We start from the raw sequence: 16970 nt of genomic DNA, 5'->3' as shown, positions 1-16970 counted from the left end.
ACCTGTAACCATGCATATTAGCCTGTAATGCGTGTATTTGTAAGATACGGTGAAGTAAATTGTGTGAACTCTCCAGCTCGTCGACCTGGTACCGGGAAAAGACGGGCGGAGAGTGGTTTTTGGTAGCGCACCGCCAGGGTTGCGACATCCAATAACAGATGCGCAATACTTTCAGGTGTACTATCGCCCGCCAGGGGGATAGTATCCAGACCAGTGCCACAGACGCTCGAATACAACAGGAGTTGATGAGCATTGACCCGGCCTTCGGCCCAGCGCTGACCAAGCACAGCATCCTCCAGTACCGGCAACATGAGCCCATTATAACCACACGTCGGCAAGGAGGTGCCCTTTAAGGCCGTCGTCAAGGCTGCTGCTACCGCCAGGGTGCCAGCGGAACCCAACGGGCCATAGCCGCATAATTCCATGGCACGCACAATACTGACCTCACCCATAGGTGCCGGTGAAAGATCAATGCCTCCAAACAGGATCCCATGCTCCCGGGCAATACTTTGCCCAACTGCCACCACCGGACCCGCCTGTGCTTCCAGTACGTTAAGCACCTGGTTGGTAACCTGTCGCAGATCCAGTGCCTGCCGACCATCGGCTCCCAATTCCTCCAATGCCTGCATAATCAATGGGGCGCCCTGTAAACCGATAGTCAGATTGCTGACGCCTGTATGGTAGGCGGCTGGAAAAAAAGGACCATCAGGAGGAACGCAGGCCAGCATTGCAAAGCGAAAATTACCAAAACCTTCCGTAGTTTCCTGTGCCAACCGTCCCATCAAGCGAGCGACAGGAAGCGCAGCCTCAAAGCGCAAACCATGCTCACTATCCGCCAGACTTACCGTAGAACTAAGAGCATTGGTCGCAATCAAAATATCTCCCAGCAGGTCCAGTCGTTGCAATGGAAAATCAGGCCGGCAGGCAAAGCCAGTCCCGAGTGAGCAATATTCCAGTTGTAAACCATCCAGAACGTTCTGTAACTCCCGAACATAGGTAAGAATAGCTGCAGCAGACCAGTCAGACAGGTCATCCAACAAAGAGCGGGTAGAGAGGCGCACGGTTTGTACATCATAGCCAGCAGCATAATAATGCTCCTGCGCCTGCGTGAGCAATTGTCGGGCCGCCTGTAATGTTTGCCGTGAAATAGGATGTGCTTCTGAAATGCCAAGCGTAATCGTACGTATGGTAGGCAAAGACATAATTATTCCTCGCTTCTAAGATATAGTTGCCAGTCTTATGCAGGCATTATAGCATGCAGCAGAGCAGGCCTCAGGCTGCGTGAGCATATCCCAGATAGGCTGGATCTCTTGACGAAAGTTTGTCTCTACCGTACACTTTCACCATGCTGAACAAATAGGAGAGTGAGTGTACATTGATGCAGAAATCAGGGACCGATCTGACACAACCGCAGGAAGCCATATCCACACACGAGTGTTTTCTTTGTACGCTTGACCCCAAACATCCCTGTCATACCCCTCAACTCTCCGGTCACCTCGTCGGCGCCCAGGAGCGTCAATACCAGGGTGAGCGCATCGCCCTCCTGACCATGGATACAGGCACGGAACGCGTGGAGATCCAGTTAGAGGAACACTATTACCGCAGCCTGATCAAAGAATTAAAGCTACGTGCCGATGGCATTCCTGCCCATTCTCTGACACTACGTATGTATCATCTACCGACCGCGCCAGTGCAGATCGAATATAAAAATGGCAGTCGCCCACGCTATCAGGGCAACTCATACACGCTGGCCGTATTGGAACCAGATATCCTGCTGAACATTACCGATCTCAATCAGGCCGAATATTGTACACGCCAATATTTATTAAACCGCCTCATACCGTCCACGGCCTCCTCCGCCACCATTCGTGGTAATATTGTGCACTATTGTTTTAAAGAGCTCTTGAAAGAGCACGATCGAGGCACCTTTACTCAGCAAGCAGAGGCAGAAAACACAAACGCCCCTGAGACACCGCTACAGGTAATGCAACGGAACCTGAAAACAGCCATCGAGCTAAATACGATCGAGATTGCACTGGCTGATGTCTCGGTTGAGACAATGCAGGATGAGGTCATGCCGCATCTAGAGAGTCTGGCCCGCTGGTATGAAAGCGAGAGCAATACGCTCTGGACACTGCCAGGAGTGGTTGCTGACGATCAACCAGCATCCGAGACCAATCAGGTACGTGCCGAAACCTTCTTACTGGCGCCTGAGATTGGTCTGCGCGGCCGCCTGGACCTTTTCTGGCAGCAGACAGGTCAACAAAGACTGCTAGAATTGAAGACAGGTGGTGCCAGCGGCGAGTTACCCAAACGGGATCATCGCTGGCAGGTCCTGGGCTATCATGCCCTGCTTGCAGTGCGCCGCCAATCCAAAATGAAACGCGCCTTTGCTACCCTACTCTACAGTGGGACACCCGGTAAAGCCCAGTCCTTTGGCATTCGCGCCACGATCCGCGAGATTCAACGTGTCAATGAGACGCGCAATATCCTGATCCTGAATCGGGTTACAGGTATTCCTTCCCTCCCACCAGGACCATCACGCTGTAGTAAATGCGCCATGCTAGAGCACTGTCAGACGGTTTCAGGACTCTTACACTGGCAACCACCCGAATTACAGGCACAAACGGCTCTCACCACTGACGAGGCCACAGACGAGCAGGAAGGGATGCAAAAATCAATACATCCTGAATTTGCGCCACCGGTGAGCACATCGTCGGATCGCGCGTTTTTTGAGAAGTACTATCGCCTGCTGCAAATCGAGGGACGCGCCGGTGAGCAGCAACAGGCACAGTTATGGTTACAGCCGGTACAACAGCGCCTGGAACGTGGCAGCGCCATCCAGGGTCTGCAACTCCTTGGCTCACCAGTCATTCAAAGTGATGGCTGGTCGCTTACCTTTAGTTGTACCAATACCTCAGAGCTACGCGAAGGTGACGAGATCCTGCTGAGCGATGGCAGTCCCATTACGGGTGAAGTGGTGAGTGGCACGATTACAGCGATCAGTGCTGAACGGCTGACTGTCTGGACACGGGAACTCATCGGGCAACCGCAACTGATTGATCGCTATGATAATGATCTGGTCCACGTGCGCACCCTGCAAAACCTGATCCGCTGGCACCATGTACCATCTCACCTTCAGGATCTGGTAGCTGGAAAAATTCGTCCACGCTTCATTGGAGAAGAGTTCCCTGGGCGTGCCGACTTTAATCACGAGCAGAATCTGGCCGTCGCCCGCGCCTTGCAGATGAAAGACTATCTGCTCATCCACGGACCTCCAGGCACCGGCAAGACCAGTGTGATCGCAGAAATAGTCAAACGTCTGACTGAACAGGGACAGCGGGTCCTGCTGGCCGCCTTTACCAATCAGGCCGTGGATAATATGCTGAAACGGCTGATGCGCGATGGCTTCTCCCAGTTCTTACGCCTGGGGAGCGAGCGCAGTGTTCATGAGTCAATCAAGCCCTGGTTGCTCAAAGAACTCTTGCATACCATTGAACAAACAGGAACAAGCAATCTGCCAATCGAGCCAGATCCGTTCCATCCCGACAAATCGTATCAGGATCATGTCTTTGATCTGTTGTATACCACACCAGTTGTAGCTTCCACCACGGCAACCTGGTCCTCGGATAAATATAGTCCAAAGACAGCAAAAAATGGTGAAGCCGATCTGGAGAATGCTGGCTTTGCCTTCGATGTAGCCGTCATTGATGAAGCGGGCCAGTTGACCATTCCCGCGATTCTTGGTGCCCTGCGCTTTGCCAAACGCTTCATCCTGGTTGGGGATGAAAAGCAGTTGCCCCCGCTGGTACTCAGCCAGGAAGCGATCCTGGAAGGTCTGGGAGACTCACTATTTAGCTTCTTAAAGCAACATGACGAAGAATATATGCAGCGGCATCCGCTGGATGTCAGTGCCTGCGTGGCTCTCACCACACAATATCGTATGAATAAATGGATTTCCCATTTCTCATCTACCGTCTTCTACGACCAGAAGTTGCTTGCGCATGCCTCAGTAGCCAATCGACGCCTGATGTATCCACGCAAACCAGCAAGCGCGGCAAATGCCATCCTGGAGTCAGAGAGCATTCAAAAAGCCCTGGACCCCAAATTTCCACTGCTGTTCTGGGACATACAGGATGAGTATGCGCAGCCAGAAGCCAAGCAGAGCAATGCCGAGGCTCGCGCTATCCGTGAACTGGTAGCAGGCTTACTCGCGCGCGGTATCCAGCCACAGGATATTGGTATTATTGCCCCTTATCGGGCCCAGGTCGCCAATATTCGCCGCCATTTATTCTCGCCTGATCCCAGCAGCAACTGGCAGGCGCTGCCATCGGATACACTGTTAAGCGTCGATACGGTGGACCGCTTTCAGGGCGGTGAGCGGCTGGTTATTATTATGTCATTCGCAACCAGCCAGGAACCGGCCCTGGAAAGCCAGCGCCGCGATTTCCTGATCAATCCACACCGGCTCAATGTGGCTCTGACACGTGCGCAACGTAAACTTATTTTAGTTGGCAATGTCTCTGCACTGGAAAATCTCCCCACCTTTTCCCGCTTGATCACCTATTGCCGCAGTATGCATACCTTGATCAGCACAGCAGCTTATAGTACCGCGTCATAGCAGTAATCGGTACTATAAGCAAGCCAACACATCTACTAGAGAGATTGCAGATTCACCATACCTTTTTTCATGGCATAGATGACCAGTTGAGAGCGGTCATAAATAGATAATTTATGATAAACGTTGCTGATATGATTGCGCACCGTCTTCTCGCTGACCGTCATCCGGCGCGCAATCTCTTTGACCACGAAACCGCGAGCAATCAAAATCACCAGTTCGCGCTCACGCGGGGTCAAATCGTCAGCTTGCTCCTGCTGAGATGGATCCATGACCGGATGCTCGGGCGCGGAATATGTCAGCAGGGATGAAACGCGCACAGGTAGCGGAAGATCCACCTGCATACTGGTCCCCTGCGCAGGCATACTTTCAATGGAAACCTGTCCACCAAGCAAAGCCACACGCTCACGCAAACCACGCAGTCCTTGATGCCAATCCTGGGCCGAACTCACCGTCGCACAGACAGTCAACATACCAATACCGTCATCGCTGATATGCATGTGCAAACAATTCTCACCCGTGGAAAGAGATACAACAATAGATGAAGCAGCCGCATGCTTGCAAATATTGAGCAACGCCTCGCGCAATACATAATACAGGTTGATAGCATATTCTCCTGACAGTGGTGATGGCCAATCATGGCACGCAAAGGTAATCAGATAGCCCGCAGCTTGCATGCTCTTAAGCAAGGTCAAAACACTCGCCATAAAGTCAAAATCTCCGCCTGTGTTCTTACGCAACTCTCCCAGAGTCTGGCGTAACGTCAACAGGCTGCGATGAGCCAGTGAGTGCCAGTTATCAACGTTCTCATCCACTGCCTGCATAATGGAATGCCGGGAACGAAACTGCTCAAGGTCGTCCACCAGAGTAGTCAGGGATTGGATTACACCATCATGCAACTCACGCGCCAGACGACGGCGCTCATCTTCCCGAGTCACCTGTATATCAGAAGCTTCGATACTATGGAGCATTTTTTCTTCCTCCGCTCACCACTTCGCGCATCAATATAATAGCCAGGTTCTATATCAATACATACAACAACCTATATATAGTATAGTAACCCAACCACTTAAAATGGGCATAATTTCTATTTACCCATGACATATTTCTCAAGTGAGAAAACAATCCGCAATCCCATACTATAAAAAGCAATCGTGAACGCCGCTCACACGATTGAACAGCATGCCAGCGAATATTGCAACCACCAGTGGCATTATCGTATGCTGCTGACATATGCCAGCAAGAGTAAAAATCATGTGCATTGGAGAGAATATGTATGAGCAAGCAAACAATTCTCGTAGTCGGTAGCATCAATATGGATCAGGTGGTAGATGTACCTCACCTGCCAGCCATAGGCGAAACATTACTGGGCGCGGACTCACTTAAACTGATTCCAGGGGGAAAAGGAGCCAATCAAGCCGTGGCCAGCGCCCGTTTAGGAGGCCGGGTAGCAATGGCCGGACGCGTTGGATCAGATCCCTTCGGACAACAATTGTTGCAGGCTTTACGCAATGATGGCATCGACACTGAACTCGTGGCGATAGATCCAGATGCAGCCAGCGGGGTAGCTTTTATTTTTCTAGTGGCGGGAGATAATGCGATTGTCGTCGCGTCAGGCGCCAATGCTCAGGTTGGCAAAGATGCAGAACAATATACACAGATCAAACAAGCCTTGCAGCAGGCCAGCGCATTGGTCTTGCAAATGGAGATTCCCCTTGAGACGGTCTGCGATTTGATCAATGTCGCCCATCAAGCCGAAGTAATGACGGTGTTGAATCTGGCTCCGGCCTGTAAATTGCCAGACACTATTTTACGCCGGCTTTCAGTCCTGGTCGTCAATGAGAGTGAGGCCAGCCTGCTCAGTGGTCAAAAGATTGAGAACCTGGCGGAGGCCCATGATGTAGCCAGACACCTCCATACATCTGGTATTCCTATCGTGGTGATAACGCTGGGGTCACGGGGGCCATCCTGGCAACAACCGATCAGCAAGGTGAGATTCAAACCATCTATCAAGCCGCCCCCAAAGTACAGGTTGTTGATACGACGGCTGCCGGAGACTGCTTTGTGGGAGCGCTCACAGTAGCCCTGACTGAAGGGCAGACGCCAGAAGCGGCATTGCACTTCGCCATCACGGCCAGTGCACTGAAAGTGACGCATTTCGGTGCCCAGTCAGGATTGCCAACGCGATCAGAAGTACTCGCCTTTGCAGAAACAAACGCATAAAACCATGTAGCCACACAAAATGCTATCTCGACTTTGACAACTTTTTCTGTTAGGTGTATATTACTGGCAGGGATATAATCCTACTAATTTACTCGGATTAATGGGGGCATAAAGGAGCTGCACAGATGGCAGAAATTAATGAAGCAGAACTCATGGACGCGCTTCGTGAGTGTTATGATCCGGAAATACCGGTCAACGTTGTCGACCTGGGCCTGATCTATAATTTGGATATCAATAATGAGAGCGGCAATGTCGATGTTACAATGACCCTGACAGCAATGGGATGCCCCATGGCCGGAGAAGTCATGTCAGAGGTTGAGATGCGGGTTGGGCAGGTTGAGAATGTCAAAAGTTGTAATGTTGCGCTGACTTTTGATCCTCCCTGGTCACCAGAGCGTATGACCGAAGACGCCAAATGGGAACTTGGCATGATGTAATCGCAGCATAATTGCGACTGAAGACACGCATGAGATAATAATAGATAACTCATGCGTGTCTTCTTGTGCTTGTTGGCAGGTTTTGCTCAGTTGGTGTTTGATTTCCTCTCTCATTGGAGGACATACTTACTAGCCGCACTCGGGCCCTAAAGCGCCCGTACTTCTTTTGTTATGTGGTGTCAAAAAATGTGCTTTGCACATTTTTTGACACCACATAACAAAAGAGCCTTGCTTGCACCGCAGGTGCGAAAACTCATGGAGAAAAACCAGGAAACACATGGCAATCAAACACTATTTATCTGTTTGATTGGCTGGCAATTATGTGGCTATCTGTACAATATCGGTAGGAGGATGATGATGGAATTTGAGGAAGTATCCGATAGAAAAAAGCCGTCAAAAAATTTCAATAAAAATTTTAGGAGCAAACGCAGTCTTCTTGTATATGCACTACTTGTACTGATGCTTGGTAGCGGAATGATTGGCTATGCCACGGCCTATCGACCTTATATGCAACAACGACAAAAGGAAGAATTGATACGATCCAGAATAATACAGACAGTCCAGGCACGGGCAACCCACGCGGCACAATTATCCGCGACCGTCCAGGCCCAGGCACAGGCTACAGCGACCTCGGTGGCTTACCATCAAAAGAACTATAGTGAGATGACCAGTTCATCTCCTGACCTCAACGATGACCTGCACAATCCAGATATATATAACTGGGATACTGGCTCGGGCTGCTCATTCACAACCTCCTCCTATAGTGCCTCAGTTAGCCAAAAAGGATTTTTCTTGCCGTGTCTCGCACAACATACGCAACTCAACAATTTCGTCTATCAGGTAGATATGACGATCCTCAAAGGTGATGCCGGTGGGCTGATTGTACGTGCTCATGATGATAATTCCCGCTCCTACATTTTTGTGGTTGGACAGGATGGTAGCTATAGCATCTATTACTATGCAAGCGATAGTAAGAATGCAGCCCAACCACTGGCCGAAGGCTATAGTGAGCACATTAGTACAGGCCAGCATAAAGAAAATACGCTGGGCGTGCTGGCCAGTGGCAGTTCACTCGACTTCTACATCAATAAAAAATATGTGGCCAGTGTAATGGATACGACCCTTGGTAGTGGACAGATTGGTGTGCTGGCCAATAGCTACAAACATACGACGGAAGTTATCTACTCACATGCCAGGGTCTGGAAATTCTAACACCAACCGATCTCACATAACCCGGGATACGCACACATGGTAGCTATACGGGAACAGCTTGTGACACTCCTGTCCCCTAAAGGGAGACAGGCTTCTCAGCATCGTCCGAGCGATAGCCTGTCTCCGAAGAGACCACGTCTGCAACGTGTGGGTGAAGCGCGGACTGACTGAGACAACAGGTCTCGTGTGAGACCAGGGGCATGTCTGCCCTACTACTACTTTTCCTACTTTTGGCAGGACGTAGATACGTAAACGAACGAGGAAAGTTTACTTGCTCACCAAAGGTGATGGTATGCATATTGATCGAACCAACCAGATCACGGTGTCCAGAGAAACCACAGGCTTTGCAGGTCCATTGCCTTTTTTTCGGCTTATGTTTATGCCCACATCGCGGACATTGGCTGCTTGTTCCTCGTTCGGAGCCAGTGAAGCACTCGATGTGAGCCTGTTCGGCTTTGTGGGTCAAGTAATCAATATCACGACCATATTCCCACAAGCTCATACGCTGGTTATGGTGGCGTCCATTGTTCTTGTTTCGGACACCGTGGGGATTGCCAATGAAAAGGGTGCCAACGTGCTGCTTCACGCAGAAGTCAATCACCTGGCGGGTGGCTTGATGGCGTTGGTCGCGGATACGTCGCTCGGCCCGTCGAGACTGTTTGCCTTTGGCACGTTGCAACTTCTTCCAGCGACGGGAGTGTTTGCGACACCTCGCCTGTTTTTTTGCGATGCTACGCAACGCTTTGGTGCGTTGCCGTTTGAGCGAGCGAATGCCGCGCCCAGTCACGATGATCGCCTTGCTGGTGTTCGTAGTGACGCTGGCAAGATGAATTTCTCCCAAATCCACCGTGGCATGCACCTTGCCAGGGGCTTCTTCGGCTTGTGGCACCTCAACACTGACATGCAGTTCGTAGCCATTGTTCCACACCAGGGTGACCGAGCGACTCTGCTCTGGCAGTTCAACCGGCAACACGAGCGAGTCTCGCCCGCGCCCCATTGGCAACACCACGCGCTTCCCTTCTTTGCTCACGGCTTGCGCAGGCCAGGAGACAGGGTAAAATCGCTTTTCTTTGTGGGGATAGCGCATCCTCATTTCGGGATGCGACTGGCGCAACTGGCGGGTGGTCTCCACATTGGCAAGAAAGGCATGCGTGACCATCTGAACCGACTGACTCTGCAAGGCAAAACGTCCTTTGGTGGCTTTCTGCAAGGCATCGCGTCCAGGCCACGTGGTGTGCTGCATGCGTGCCTTTTGATGTAAGTCAACACAGGCATTCCAGACCAACGCCGCTTCTTGTTGTGCAGAACGCAAACGGTGGTAGTTTTTTTCAGGCAGGTGATTCAGTTGGTAGATTTTGACGGTATCCATATGCTAGAGTATAGCATATATGATAAATACTTTACAAGTGTGTAAAACGAGATATTCCGACTACTCGATTACTTACCATCTCGTATGGATGCCCAGGTATCGGCGGCGTCTTCTCACCGGTGAGATGCAGGTGGAAACGAAACGGTTGATTGTCGAGTGTTGCGAAAAGCAGGGCATGCAGGTCGCTTTCATCCCTCCCCCTGAAACGGGGAGGGACTTCCCGCTCCCATGTTAAGCGCACTAAAGAGTGGTGATGGATATTTGTGATTCTTAAGAGATGGGAGAGGAGAGGGTTATGAAAACATGTCCGAATTGTGAGCGTCCATTATCGCCAGGGATGACACGCTGCCCCTATTGTGGGTCTGCTGTTCCCATCACCTCTGATGAAATGGTGTATGCCTCTTTCTATACCAGCCCGGTACAGTACTACGCCGGATACAACGATGCTACCAGGCCAGGAAAAACTATTTCTGGTTATAAATCTGTTACGACAGCCCCTCTTCCTGTGCCACGCTCTAAAAGGATCTCAACCTTGCTGATTGCTGCGATTATTATGCTGACATTGCTCCTGGCTATCAGTGGAGCCAGCCTGATGTATTATGCTGGTGTTATTCATCCAGCCCGGATGCATACACAGGCTACCGCAACCGCGCTGGTCCGGCAAATCACCAACCATCATGCTACGGCTACAGCAGCTGTGCACAATAACAGTACAGCAATCGCAGGTAAGAAAACAGCCAGCAAAGCAACCGCCATAGCGCATGCACAGGCAACCACCTACGCCAGGGCAAGCGATAGCAGCCAGCAAAAACTGTATGTCCAGAGTACCAGGGGCAAACCTACCTTCAGCAGTCCGCTCTTCTTTGATACCGGTGACAACTGGGATATCTATCCCACTAAAGATGGTGGTGGCTGTACATTTACCGATAACGCCTTGCATAGTAGCGTTTTTCAGGATAGTTACTATGCCCCCTGCATCGCCCATGACCTCCATGTACAAAACTTTGCCTTAGAAATTCAGATGACCATTCTCAAGGGTGAAGAGGGTGGAGTTATTTTTCGCTCCAATGCGAATGACAAAAACTTTTATAGTTTCCGCCTGAGATGCGACGGCACCTATGGCCTTATCCTGACCAGAGATGATGGTCACACCACTCCACTAGTCTATGACAAAAATACGTTGATTAAAAATGGCAACGGAAAAACAAATATCGTCACGATCATTGCACGCGCGAATATTATCTATCTGTATATCAATAAGCATTATGTAGGTAGTGCCAGCGATAATACATATCGCGCAGGCTCAATTGGAGTCCTGGCCGTTGACCGTCAGAAGGGCACTGATGTAGCATTTAATAATCTACGTCTCTGGAAATTATAAAGACAAGCAGGCATCAGGAGAAATATCATTTTCCAGGCAACATAGGATAGTACTATACTCAAAGCTATTATTTGACTTGCTATCATTTTTTAACGAATAATAGATTATATAGCATACGCCTATCTGCATGTGCTACCACATATTAGAAGAGAAAAAGATGAACTGTCAGGTCTGTGGATTATTCATTCCCAATAAAGTCTATCAATGTCCTCGCTGTGGTCAGGTGCTCATAGAACCTGCTGGAGGTTCTACGGGATCGAAAGAAGCCGCATCGATGCAAGATAACGCGCCACATACTACATTCTCTGCTACACAGTCAGTGCGCTCCCACAGTGGAGCATTACGTCCCCGGCCAGGACACTTTTTCGTCGTCCTGGTATCTCACTCTCTACAGAAAAAACAGCTCCTCAATCTGAGCCTTTAGCAGCTGCCAGTTCACCACGACCCACAGATCAAGTCGTATCGGAACCACTGCAAACCCCCATATCCGAACCCATTAAAAATCCATCTATCTCACTCAGCGGGCAAGAGGTGCTATTACCCTCACAACCGTTGCAAGCACCAGTCAAGCCATGGGATCATATACATTCAGTGGCACAGACTGCTTCACAGCACTCAACCTATGAGACGCCTCCACCAATACAAAAGCCTGTCTTTCCACCGTTACCGCCGGCTCAACTTGCTCCTGCTGGTGGTAACCGACGAGCAAAATTTGTTGAACAACGCCCCGGCACAGGTCTGAAACCCATACCTTTGATCATTTTTGCTGGCCTCTCCATCTGCATGCTATTAGTGCTTATCGGTGGCGGATATCTCCTGCTGCAAAACCTGGCCCAACCTGCCGGTCAGAACGGTCAGACAACAAAAATATATCCAACAGCAGTGCCCACATTGCCACCCCTGACCAGCACTGATCCTCACGAACTTTACCAGCAGGCAATGAAACGTAAAACATTGCTGGATGATCCGCTCAAAACGCAAAGTCCATATGACTGGGAGGCAACCAATACTGATGGAAGCTGTATGTTTGAGAATCAACAGTTGCATCTTTCGAGTATCCAGGGAGGTAAAGCAATACTCTGTCTGGAACAGGCTTTGACGTTTGATAATTTTGCTTTTCAGGCCCGGATGACATTGCATCAAGGCGATACTGGCGGCCTGCTTATGCGCGCGAACACAGCCGGAAATAAACTGTATATGTTTGGTCTCAGCACCAGTGGACGCTACCTCCTGGCCAGTGTACAACCACAAACAGGTTCACAGCCCCAGATCATCACTGGAGGCCTCAGTTCAGCCATCAAACAGGGTACCAATCAATTAACGATCATTGCTCATCAACATACTTTTTATCTCTACATCAATGGACGTTATCAGACAAAAATAAATGATAGCACTATCAATGTGGGAAAAATCGGTTTATTCGCTGGCGACTCGCAACAGAATACACCAGATGCCACCTTCAGTAACGCAAAAGTCTGGGGGGTTTAAAGTAAACGTCCAATGTATCTATCCATTTCCCGACTAAACCATTCGTCTATCTTAGCCCCAAAGCAGTACATTCATGGTATTATATGTAAAAAGCCGAACATCTTCAGAGGAGCTATGTACCTATAATGTTTGATACAGAGTTGCGACACGAGCAAGCAGATACACCAACACCTTTTGATCAAACAACAAATGATCCTATACCTGAAGTAATCCCAACAACGGCAGCCAGACCAGTCTGGCCGCCACCACCTCGTCCGAGAAAACGACGCTCAAAATTTAAGCAGGCAGGTTCAACGCTGGCCATCATCCTCACTTCTCTCCTGTTGCTCAGTTGTCTTGCTCTGATACTCTTCAAGACCTCAACCAACTATCGAGGTTCCTTGCGCCACGTCGCCACCATTGAGGTACAACAGACACGTAGCGTTCAAAACACGGCCCAGGCACAGGTTCAGGGAACGGCGCGCTACTTCCAGACGGCCCAGTCTGAGATCGAAGCCACCGCCACCGCTGAGGGTAACCAGGCGGCAATTGCCACCCAGACAGTGAATGACGCCACAGCCACCGCGACAGCTAATGAAAATTCCTATCAGACTATCGCCACAGGCAAAGCACTGATTGATGATCCTATGCTGGATAATAGTGGAACCAGTAAATGGGACACGGGTGGACCGGCTGCGAATACTGGTTGCAGCTTTACTGATAGTGCATACCATGTCAGAGAAGCTCAACAGATGTATTTACAGCCATGTCTGGCACAGGGAACAAATGTAGAGGATAGCGCCTACCAGGCCGATGTCAGTATTATCGCAGGAAATCCCGGGCAGGCTGGACTCCTCTTACGCGCGAATAGCGCAGGTGACTCATACTATTTTTTCCATGTCGGTAGCGATGGCTCATATGCCCTTGATCTCTACAACGGCACCGATCAAGCAAAAGTCTTGCTGCAAGGCTTTAGCGATGCCATCACTCCAGGGCTCCAGCAAACCAACCAGTTAATGATCCTGGCCCATAAAAATAGCCTGATGATCCTCGCCAACGGACACTATCTGGGCATGGTCTCCGATGATACGCTGACAGGCGGCAAAATCGGGGTGGCAGTCATTAACAATGGAACGCCAATCGATGCCACCTTCACCAATGTACAGGTCTGGCGATACGAGGCAAAAAACTAAACAGAATTTACTTGATCTGATGGCGCGGCGTCACATATTTTGATAATGATGGAAGTGCGCACGTAGCCAGCAAGATCAGTAACGGTTCTATGGGTGCCCGAAAACGGGGAATACCATAGAAGGCAATATTTTGTGCAATGGTGAGTAACAAGACCCCATAAATAAAGAGAAAATCGCGCCAGCGCCGTCGCGTATACCAGAGTCCCAGTAGAGCCAGCAGGTAAGTCGGGAGCGGTACAATTGCCATCCATACCAGAACCACACGGGTAGAAAGCTGATCAGCAAAACGGTCCGTGGGTAGATCAGATTCATGGGCAACTGGCAGCCACATATCTGCCAGATGGGCCGTAAGCAGGCCCGGCATGCGCTCCAGATGTGTCTGCATCCACTGGAGCGCATGACCTTTATACACATCTTCACGTCCCATTTCGCATCTGGCATCACAGGTGTATAAGGGAAAAGACTTAGCCACCTCAGGGACCGACTTTAGCGGATTAAACCAGGTCATCTGATCCCAGGAACGTTGGGCGACCGGATCATTATATGCACCGAGCAACACGGTACCATCACCAGTAGCCACTGGTAAGAAGCGCTGAGTTACCAGATAATTGCGTAGCGTCCATGGCACAATCAAAAGCAGTGCCAGCGCCGGTACCAGCACCAGCATACGCAGTGCATACTTCCAGTTAAAATGCCGCTGCCAGGCCAGCACAAGCAGCCAGACGACACACAAACCAATCAACAGCAAACCATTTGGCCTCGTCAAAGCCAGTAATCCAACCAGCAAACCACTAACAACCGCCTGCCGCAGGCGGCGCTCACGCTGGAAACAATAGAGTACATAAATAAAAGCCGTTAAAAGAAACGTATAGAGCGTCTCAGAATATAACCAGCCCGTATAAATAAAGAGATTCGGATACAGACTGGCACTGATGCCAGCGATCAATGCCCAGTGTGCATTCAATAAGCGCCGCGCAAACAGATAGATCAGGACACAGGTTCCCGCATCTAAGGCACAGAGAAACAAACGTACAGACAACGCATGGGGATTAGATGGCAGCGACAACAAGCCAATTAATACAGGCCAGAGCGGTGCCCGACCCACGGTAGGAATGTTCCCATGTAAACAGAAACAGTGCGCCTGTACCAGATGCAAACCAATATCTCGATACTGCAAAGAATCAGCCAGCGGCAGATAACGGGCCGCCGCCGTCAAATTATACGCAGCCCGCACCAGCAAAGCCAGCACAAAAATAAGCAGCGGTATTTTCTGAATCCTCAAACGCATAGCACAACACTACCCATCACTAACAAAAACAATAAAATAGCGCAATCATCCGTAACGGCAGTGCTTGTCGCTGCGAAATCCCCCTCCGCGAGCGAAGCCAGTTCACCCTCCACCAGCACCTGCCTCCGCGCCTCGCCTCACGACCACCTCCATCCGCCATCCTCCACAACACCGCTCTTTTTACCATTCCTCACCTCCTATATTTACCTTATAAGGACCAACAAAAACAATAATCTGCTTTCATAAAGAAGATAAGCAGTTATTGGTTAGCAGCCTGGTCATAGGGATTCACTCCACAGAGAGATGGCCATCGGTATTGAGACAAGGCAGACGAAAAAACGTACCAATGAGATCTCAGTTAGCTACTCGGTCACAGGGGTTCACCCAACTCCATTGCACACATGTCTTAACGTCTTATGGTCTTAATGTCTTAGGCTAGCTTCTCTTTTTACTCACTTTTACCATTATAATTTATATTTACATCAAATTCCAGATGTTTTTCCGCCATACTCAACTCGTTTCGGTGAAGCTCCTGGATGGAAGTATACAGGAGGAACGAATCATACGTCGAGCGAGCACCACGCCATACGGGTGCGTTTATCCCCTTCACCGAAACGTATTGGGCCTTGAGCGTCTCCTGCAGGGTGCCGCCGACGGGCATGCGCTGCGTCCAGCGGCCAAAGTTGACATCATAATACCGGATCCCAAATTTGAGCAGACCGGTGGTGGTGTCATAGTAGCCACTGGCATAGTGCCAGGGATTGCTGAGCGCGACGCGTTGGCCCGAGACACCGCCAAAGGGATCGTAGTCATAGCTATTGACCACGGCGCCGGTGCTATCGGTCATGGCGACGATCGAGCCCAGGGCATCGAAGAAGGAGTAGTACGCATTGCCGTCCGGCGTGCGCTCGCTGTTGAGCAGGCCACAACTACAGCGCACATACTCGGTGGTGCCGCCTGTGCTCTTCTCGCTACTCAGGCCCAAGCCGGTGTAGACGGTGCTGGTCCCGTTGTTGCTGACGCGTTGCGACTGGTCGCTGCCACTATAGGTCTGCGTGTAACTCTTGGTCGTGCCCGTGGCAATGCCGTTGCCACTGATGTCCTGGTTGGCACTGTTATAGCTATGGCTCTGGGCATAGGAGAGGGCTCCACGACCAGAGGTCCCGTAGGTGATCCCGGTCAAATTACCATTGGGGTCATAACTATAGGTCTCGTTACCAGCCGTCGGTTGACCGCCCGCGTTGCCGGTGCTCGTGGAGCCCGTTGGTTCATTGGCGGCATTATAATTACTATACGTGGCACTGAAGCTCGATGCTCCAGTATACTGCTTGCTGGTCATGTTGCCGTTGGCATCATACCCAAGTGCCCAGTGTTGTGATGGACTCTGCGAATCTATCAGCCGCGTCTGTATCATGCCTTACGTTCTTTTGAGCTCCCAATTAGCTGCTCGGTCACAGGAGTTCTACTCTAATTATTTGCACACATGTCTTAACGTCTTATGGTCTTAATGTCTTAGGCTAGCTTCACTTTTTAATTGATCTTACCATTATAATTCATATTTGCACCAAATTACAGATATTTTCCGCCATGCTCAATACGTTTCTGTGAAGCGCCTGGATGGAAGACATTGTATACAGAAGGAGCGAATCGTACGCCGAGTAGGCGCCACAAGCAAGCCTGACATGCGGCGTGATCGTGATGCGAGGTGTATAGAGAGCATCGCATGTCTGTGGCGCCTACACTACTCGTGTGTTGCGATCCGCTCCGCACAGGTAGGGGAGG

General features: G+C 50.3%; 13 protein-coding genes and 1 pseudogene. 9 read left to right on the top strand and 5 right to left on the bottom strand.

Going from position 1 to position 16970, the window contains the following annotated elements; genetic code table 11:
- Positions 1-17: 17 nt before the first annotated feature.
- On the bottom strand, positions 18-1202 hold the full coding sequence (locus tag KDW_RS13420; protein ID WP_151756424.1) for a DUF711 family protein: 1185 nt from the start codon (positions 1200-1202) through the stop codon (positions 18-20).
- Between the two features lie 176 nt (positions 1203-1378).
- Here KDW_RS13420 and KDW_RS13415 point away from each other — a divergent pair, with 176 nt between their 5' ends.
- Positions 1379-4621, top strand: a complete 3243-nt coding sequence (locus tag KDW_RS13415; RefSeq protein ID WP_233097790.1) for an AAA domain-containing protein — start codon at positions 1379-1381, stop codon at positions 4619-4621.
- A 35-nt stretch (positions 4622-4656) separates the two neighbouring features.
- Here the strand turns inward: KDW_RS13415 and KDW_RS13410 are convergent, their stop codons facing one another.
- Positions 4657-5589, bottom strand: coding sequence for a helix-turn-helix transcriptional regulator (locus KDW_RS13410; protein WP_151756422.1), 933 nt, complete (start codon positions 5587-5589; stop codon positions 4657-4659).
- Between the two features lie 305 nt (positions 5590-5894).
- Between KDW_RS13410 and rbsK the strand changes: the two are divergent.
- The 3 genes and pseudogenes from rbsK (at position 5895) to KDW_RS13395 (ending at position 8490) form a co-directional block, all read left to right on the top strand.
- Positions 5895-6841: pseudogene (rbsK, locus tag KDW_RS13405) on the top strand (ribokinase).
- 125 nt (positions 6842-6966) lie between these two features.
- Positions 6967-7278 (top strand): iron-sulfur cluster assembly protein, encoded by a 312-nt coding sequence (locus tag KDW_RS13400; protein WP_151756421.1) that lies wholly within the window; start codon positions 6967-6969, stop codon positions 7276-7278.
- Positions 7279-7533: 255 nt separating this feature from the next.
- The gene (locus KDW_RS13395; RefSeq protein WP_151756420.1) at positions 7534-8490 is read left to right on the top strand and encodes a hypothetical protein; all 957 of its coding nucleotides are present in this window, start codon (positions 7534-7536) and stop codon (positions 8488-8490) included.
- Between the two features lie 76 nt (positions 8491-8566).
- On the opposite strand, the gene KDW_RS13390 is transcribed toward KDW_RS13395, so the two are convergent.
- Positions 8567-9859, bottom strand: coding sequence for an RNA-guided endonuclease InsQ/TnpB family protein (locus KDW_RS13390; RefSeq protein WP_151756419.1), 1293 nt, complete (start codon positions 9857-9859; stop codon positions 8567-8569).
- A gap of 19 nt (positions 9860-9878) precedes the next feature.
- Between KDW_RS13390 and KDW_RS35880 the strand changes: the two genes are divergently transcribed.
- The 5 genes from KDW_RS35880 (at position 9879) to KDW_RS13370 (ending at position 13900) form a co-directional block, all read left to right on the top strand.
- Entirely contained in the window at positions 9879-10094 is a 216-nt protein-coding gene (locus tag KDW_RS35880; protein WP_151756418.1) for a transposase, read from the top strand.
- Between the two features lie 60 nt (positions 10095-10154).
- Positions 10155-11240, top strand: a complete 1086-nt coding sequence (locus KDW_RS13380) for a zinc ribbon domain-containing protein (protein WP_151756417.1) — start codon at positions 10155-10157, stop codon at positions 11238-11240.
- 157 nt (positions 11241-11397) lie between these two features.
- Entirely contained in the window at positions 11398-11664 is a 267-nt protein-coding gene (locus KDW_RS31700) for a hypothetical protein (RefSeq protein WP_162005205.1), read from the top strand.
- Between the two features lie 167 nt (positions 11665-11831).
- Complete coding sequence (locus tag KDW_RS13375; RefSeq protein ID WP_162005204.1) at positions 11832-12728, top strand: hypothetical protein; 897 nt, start codon at positions 11832-11834, stop codon at positions 12726-12728.
- A gap of 125 nt (positions 12729-12853) precedes the next feature.
- Positions 12854-13900 carry a hypothetical protein gene (locus KDW_RS13370; protein ID WP_151756415.1) on the top strand — a complete coding sequence of 349 codons (1047 nt, stop codon included), beginning with the start codon at positions 12854-12856 and terminating at the stop codon, positions 13898-13900.
- Positions 13901-13907: 7 nt separating this feature from the next.
- Here KDW_RS13370 and KDW_RS13365 read toward each other — a convergent pair whose 3' ends face one another.
- Positions 13908-15188 (bottom strand): ArnT family glycosyltransferase, encoded by a 1281-nt coding sequence (locus tag KDW_RS13365; RefSeq protein WP_151756414.1) that lies wholly within the window; start codon positions 15186-15188, stop codon positions 13908-13910.
- A gap of 448 nt (positions 15189-15636) precedes the next feature.
- The gene (locus KDW_RS13360; protein WP_151756413.1) at positions 15637-16602 is read right to left on the bottom strand and encodes an RHS repeat-associated core domain-containing protein; all 966 of its coding nucleotides are present in this window, start codon (positions 16600-16602) and stop codon (positions 15637-15639) included.
- Between the last annotated feature and the right edge of the window lie 368 nt (positions 16603-16970).

The sequence above is a fragment of the Dictyobacter vulcani genome (assembly GCF_008974265.1).
In the GTDB taxonomy this organism is placed as follows: domain Bacteria; phylum Chloroflexota; class Ktedonobacteria; order Ktedonobacterales; family Ktedonobacteraceae; genus Dictyobacter; species Dictyobacter vulcani.
This window is presented reverse-complemented; position numbering and strand designations above follow the sequence as displayed.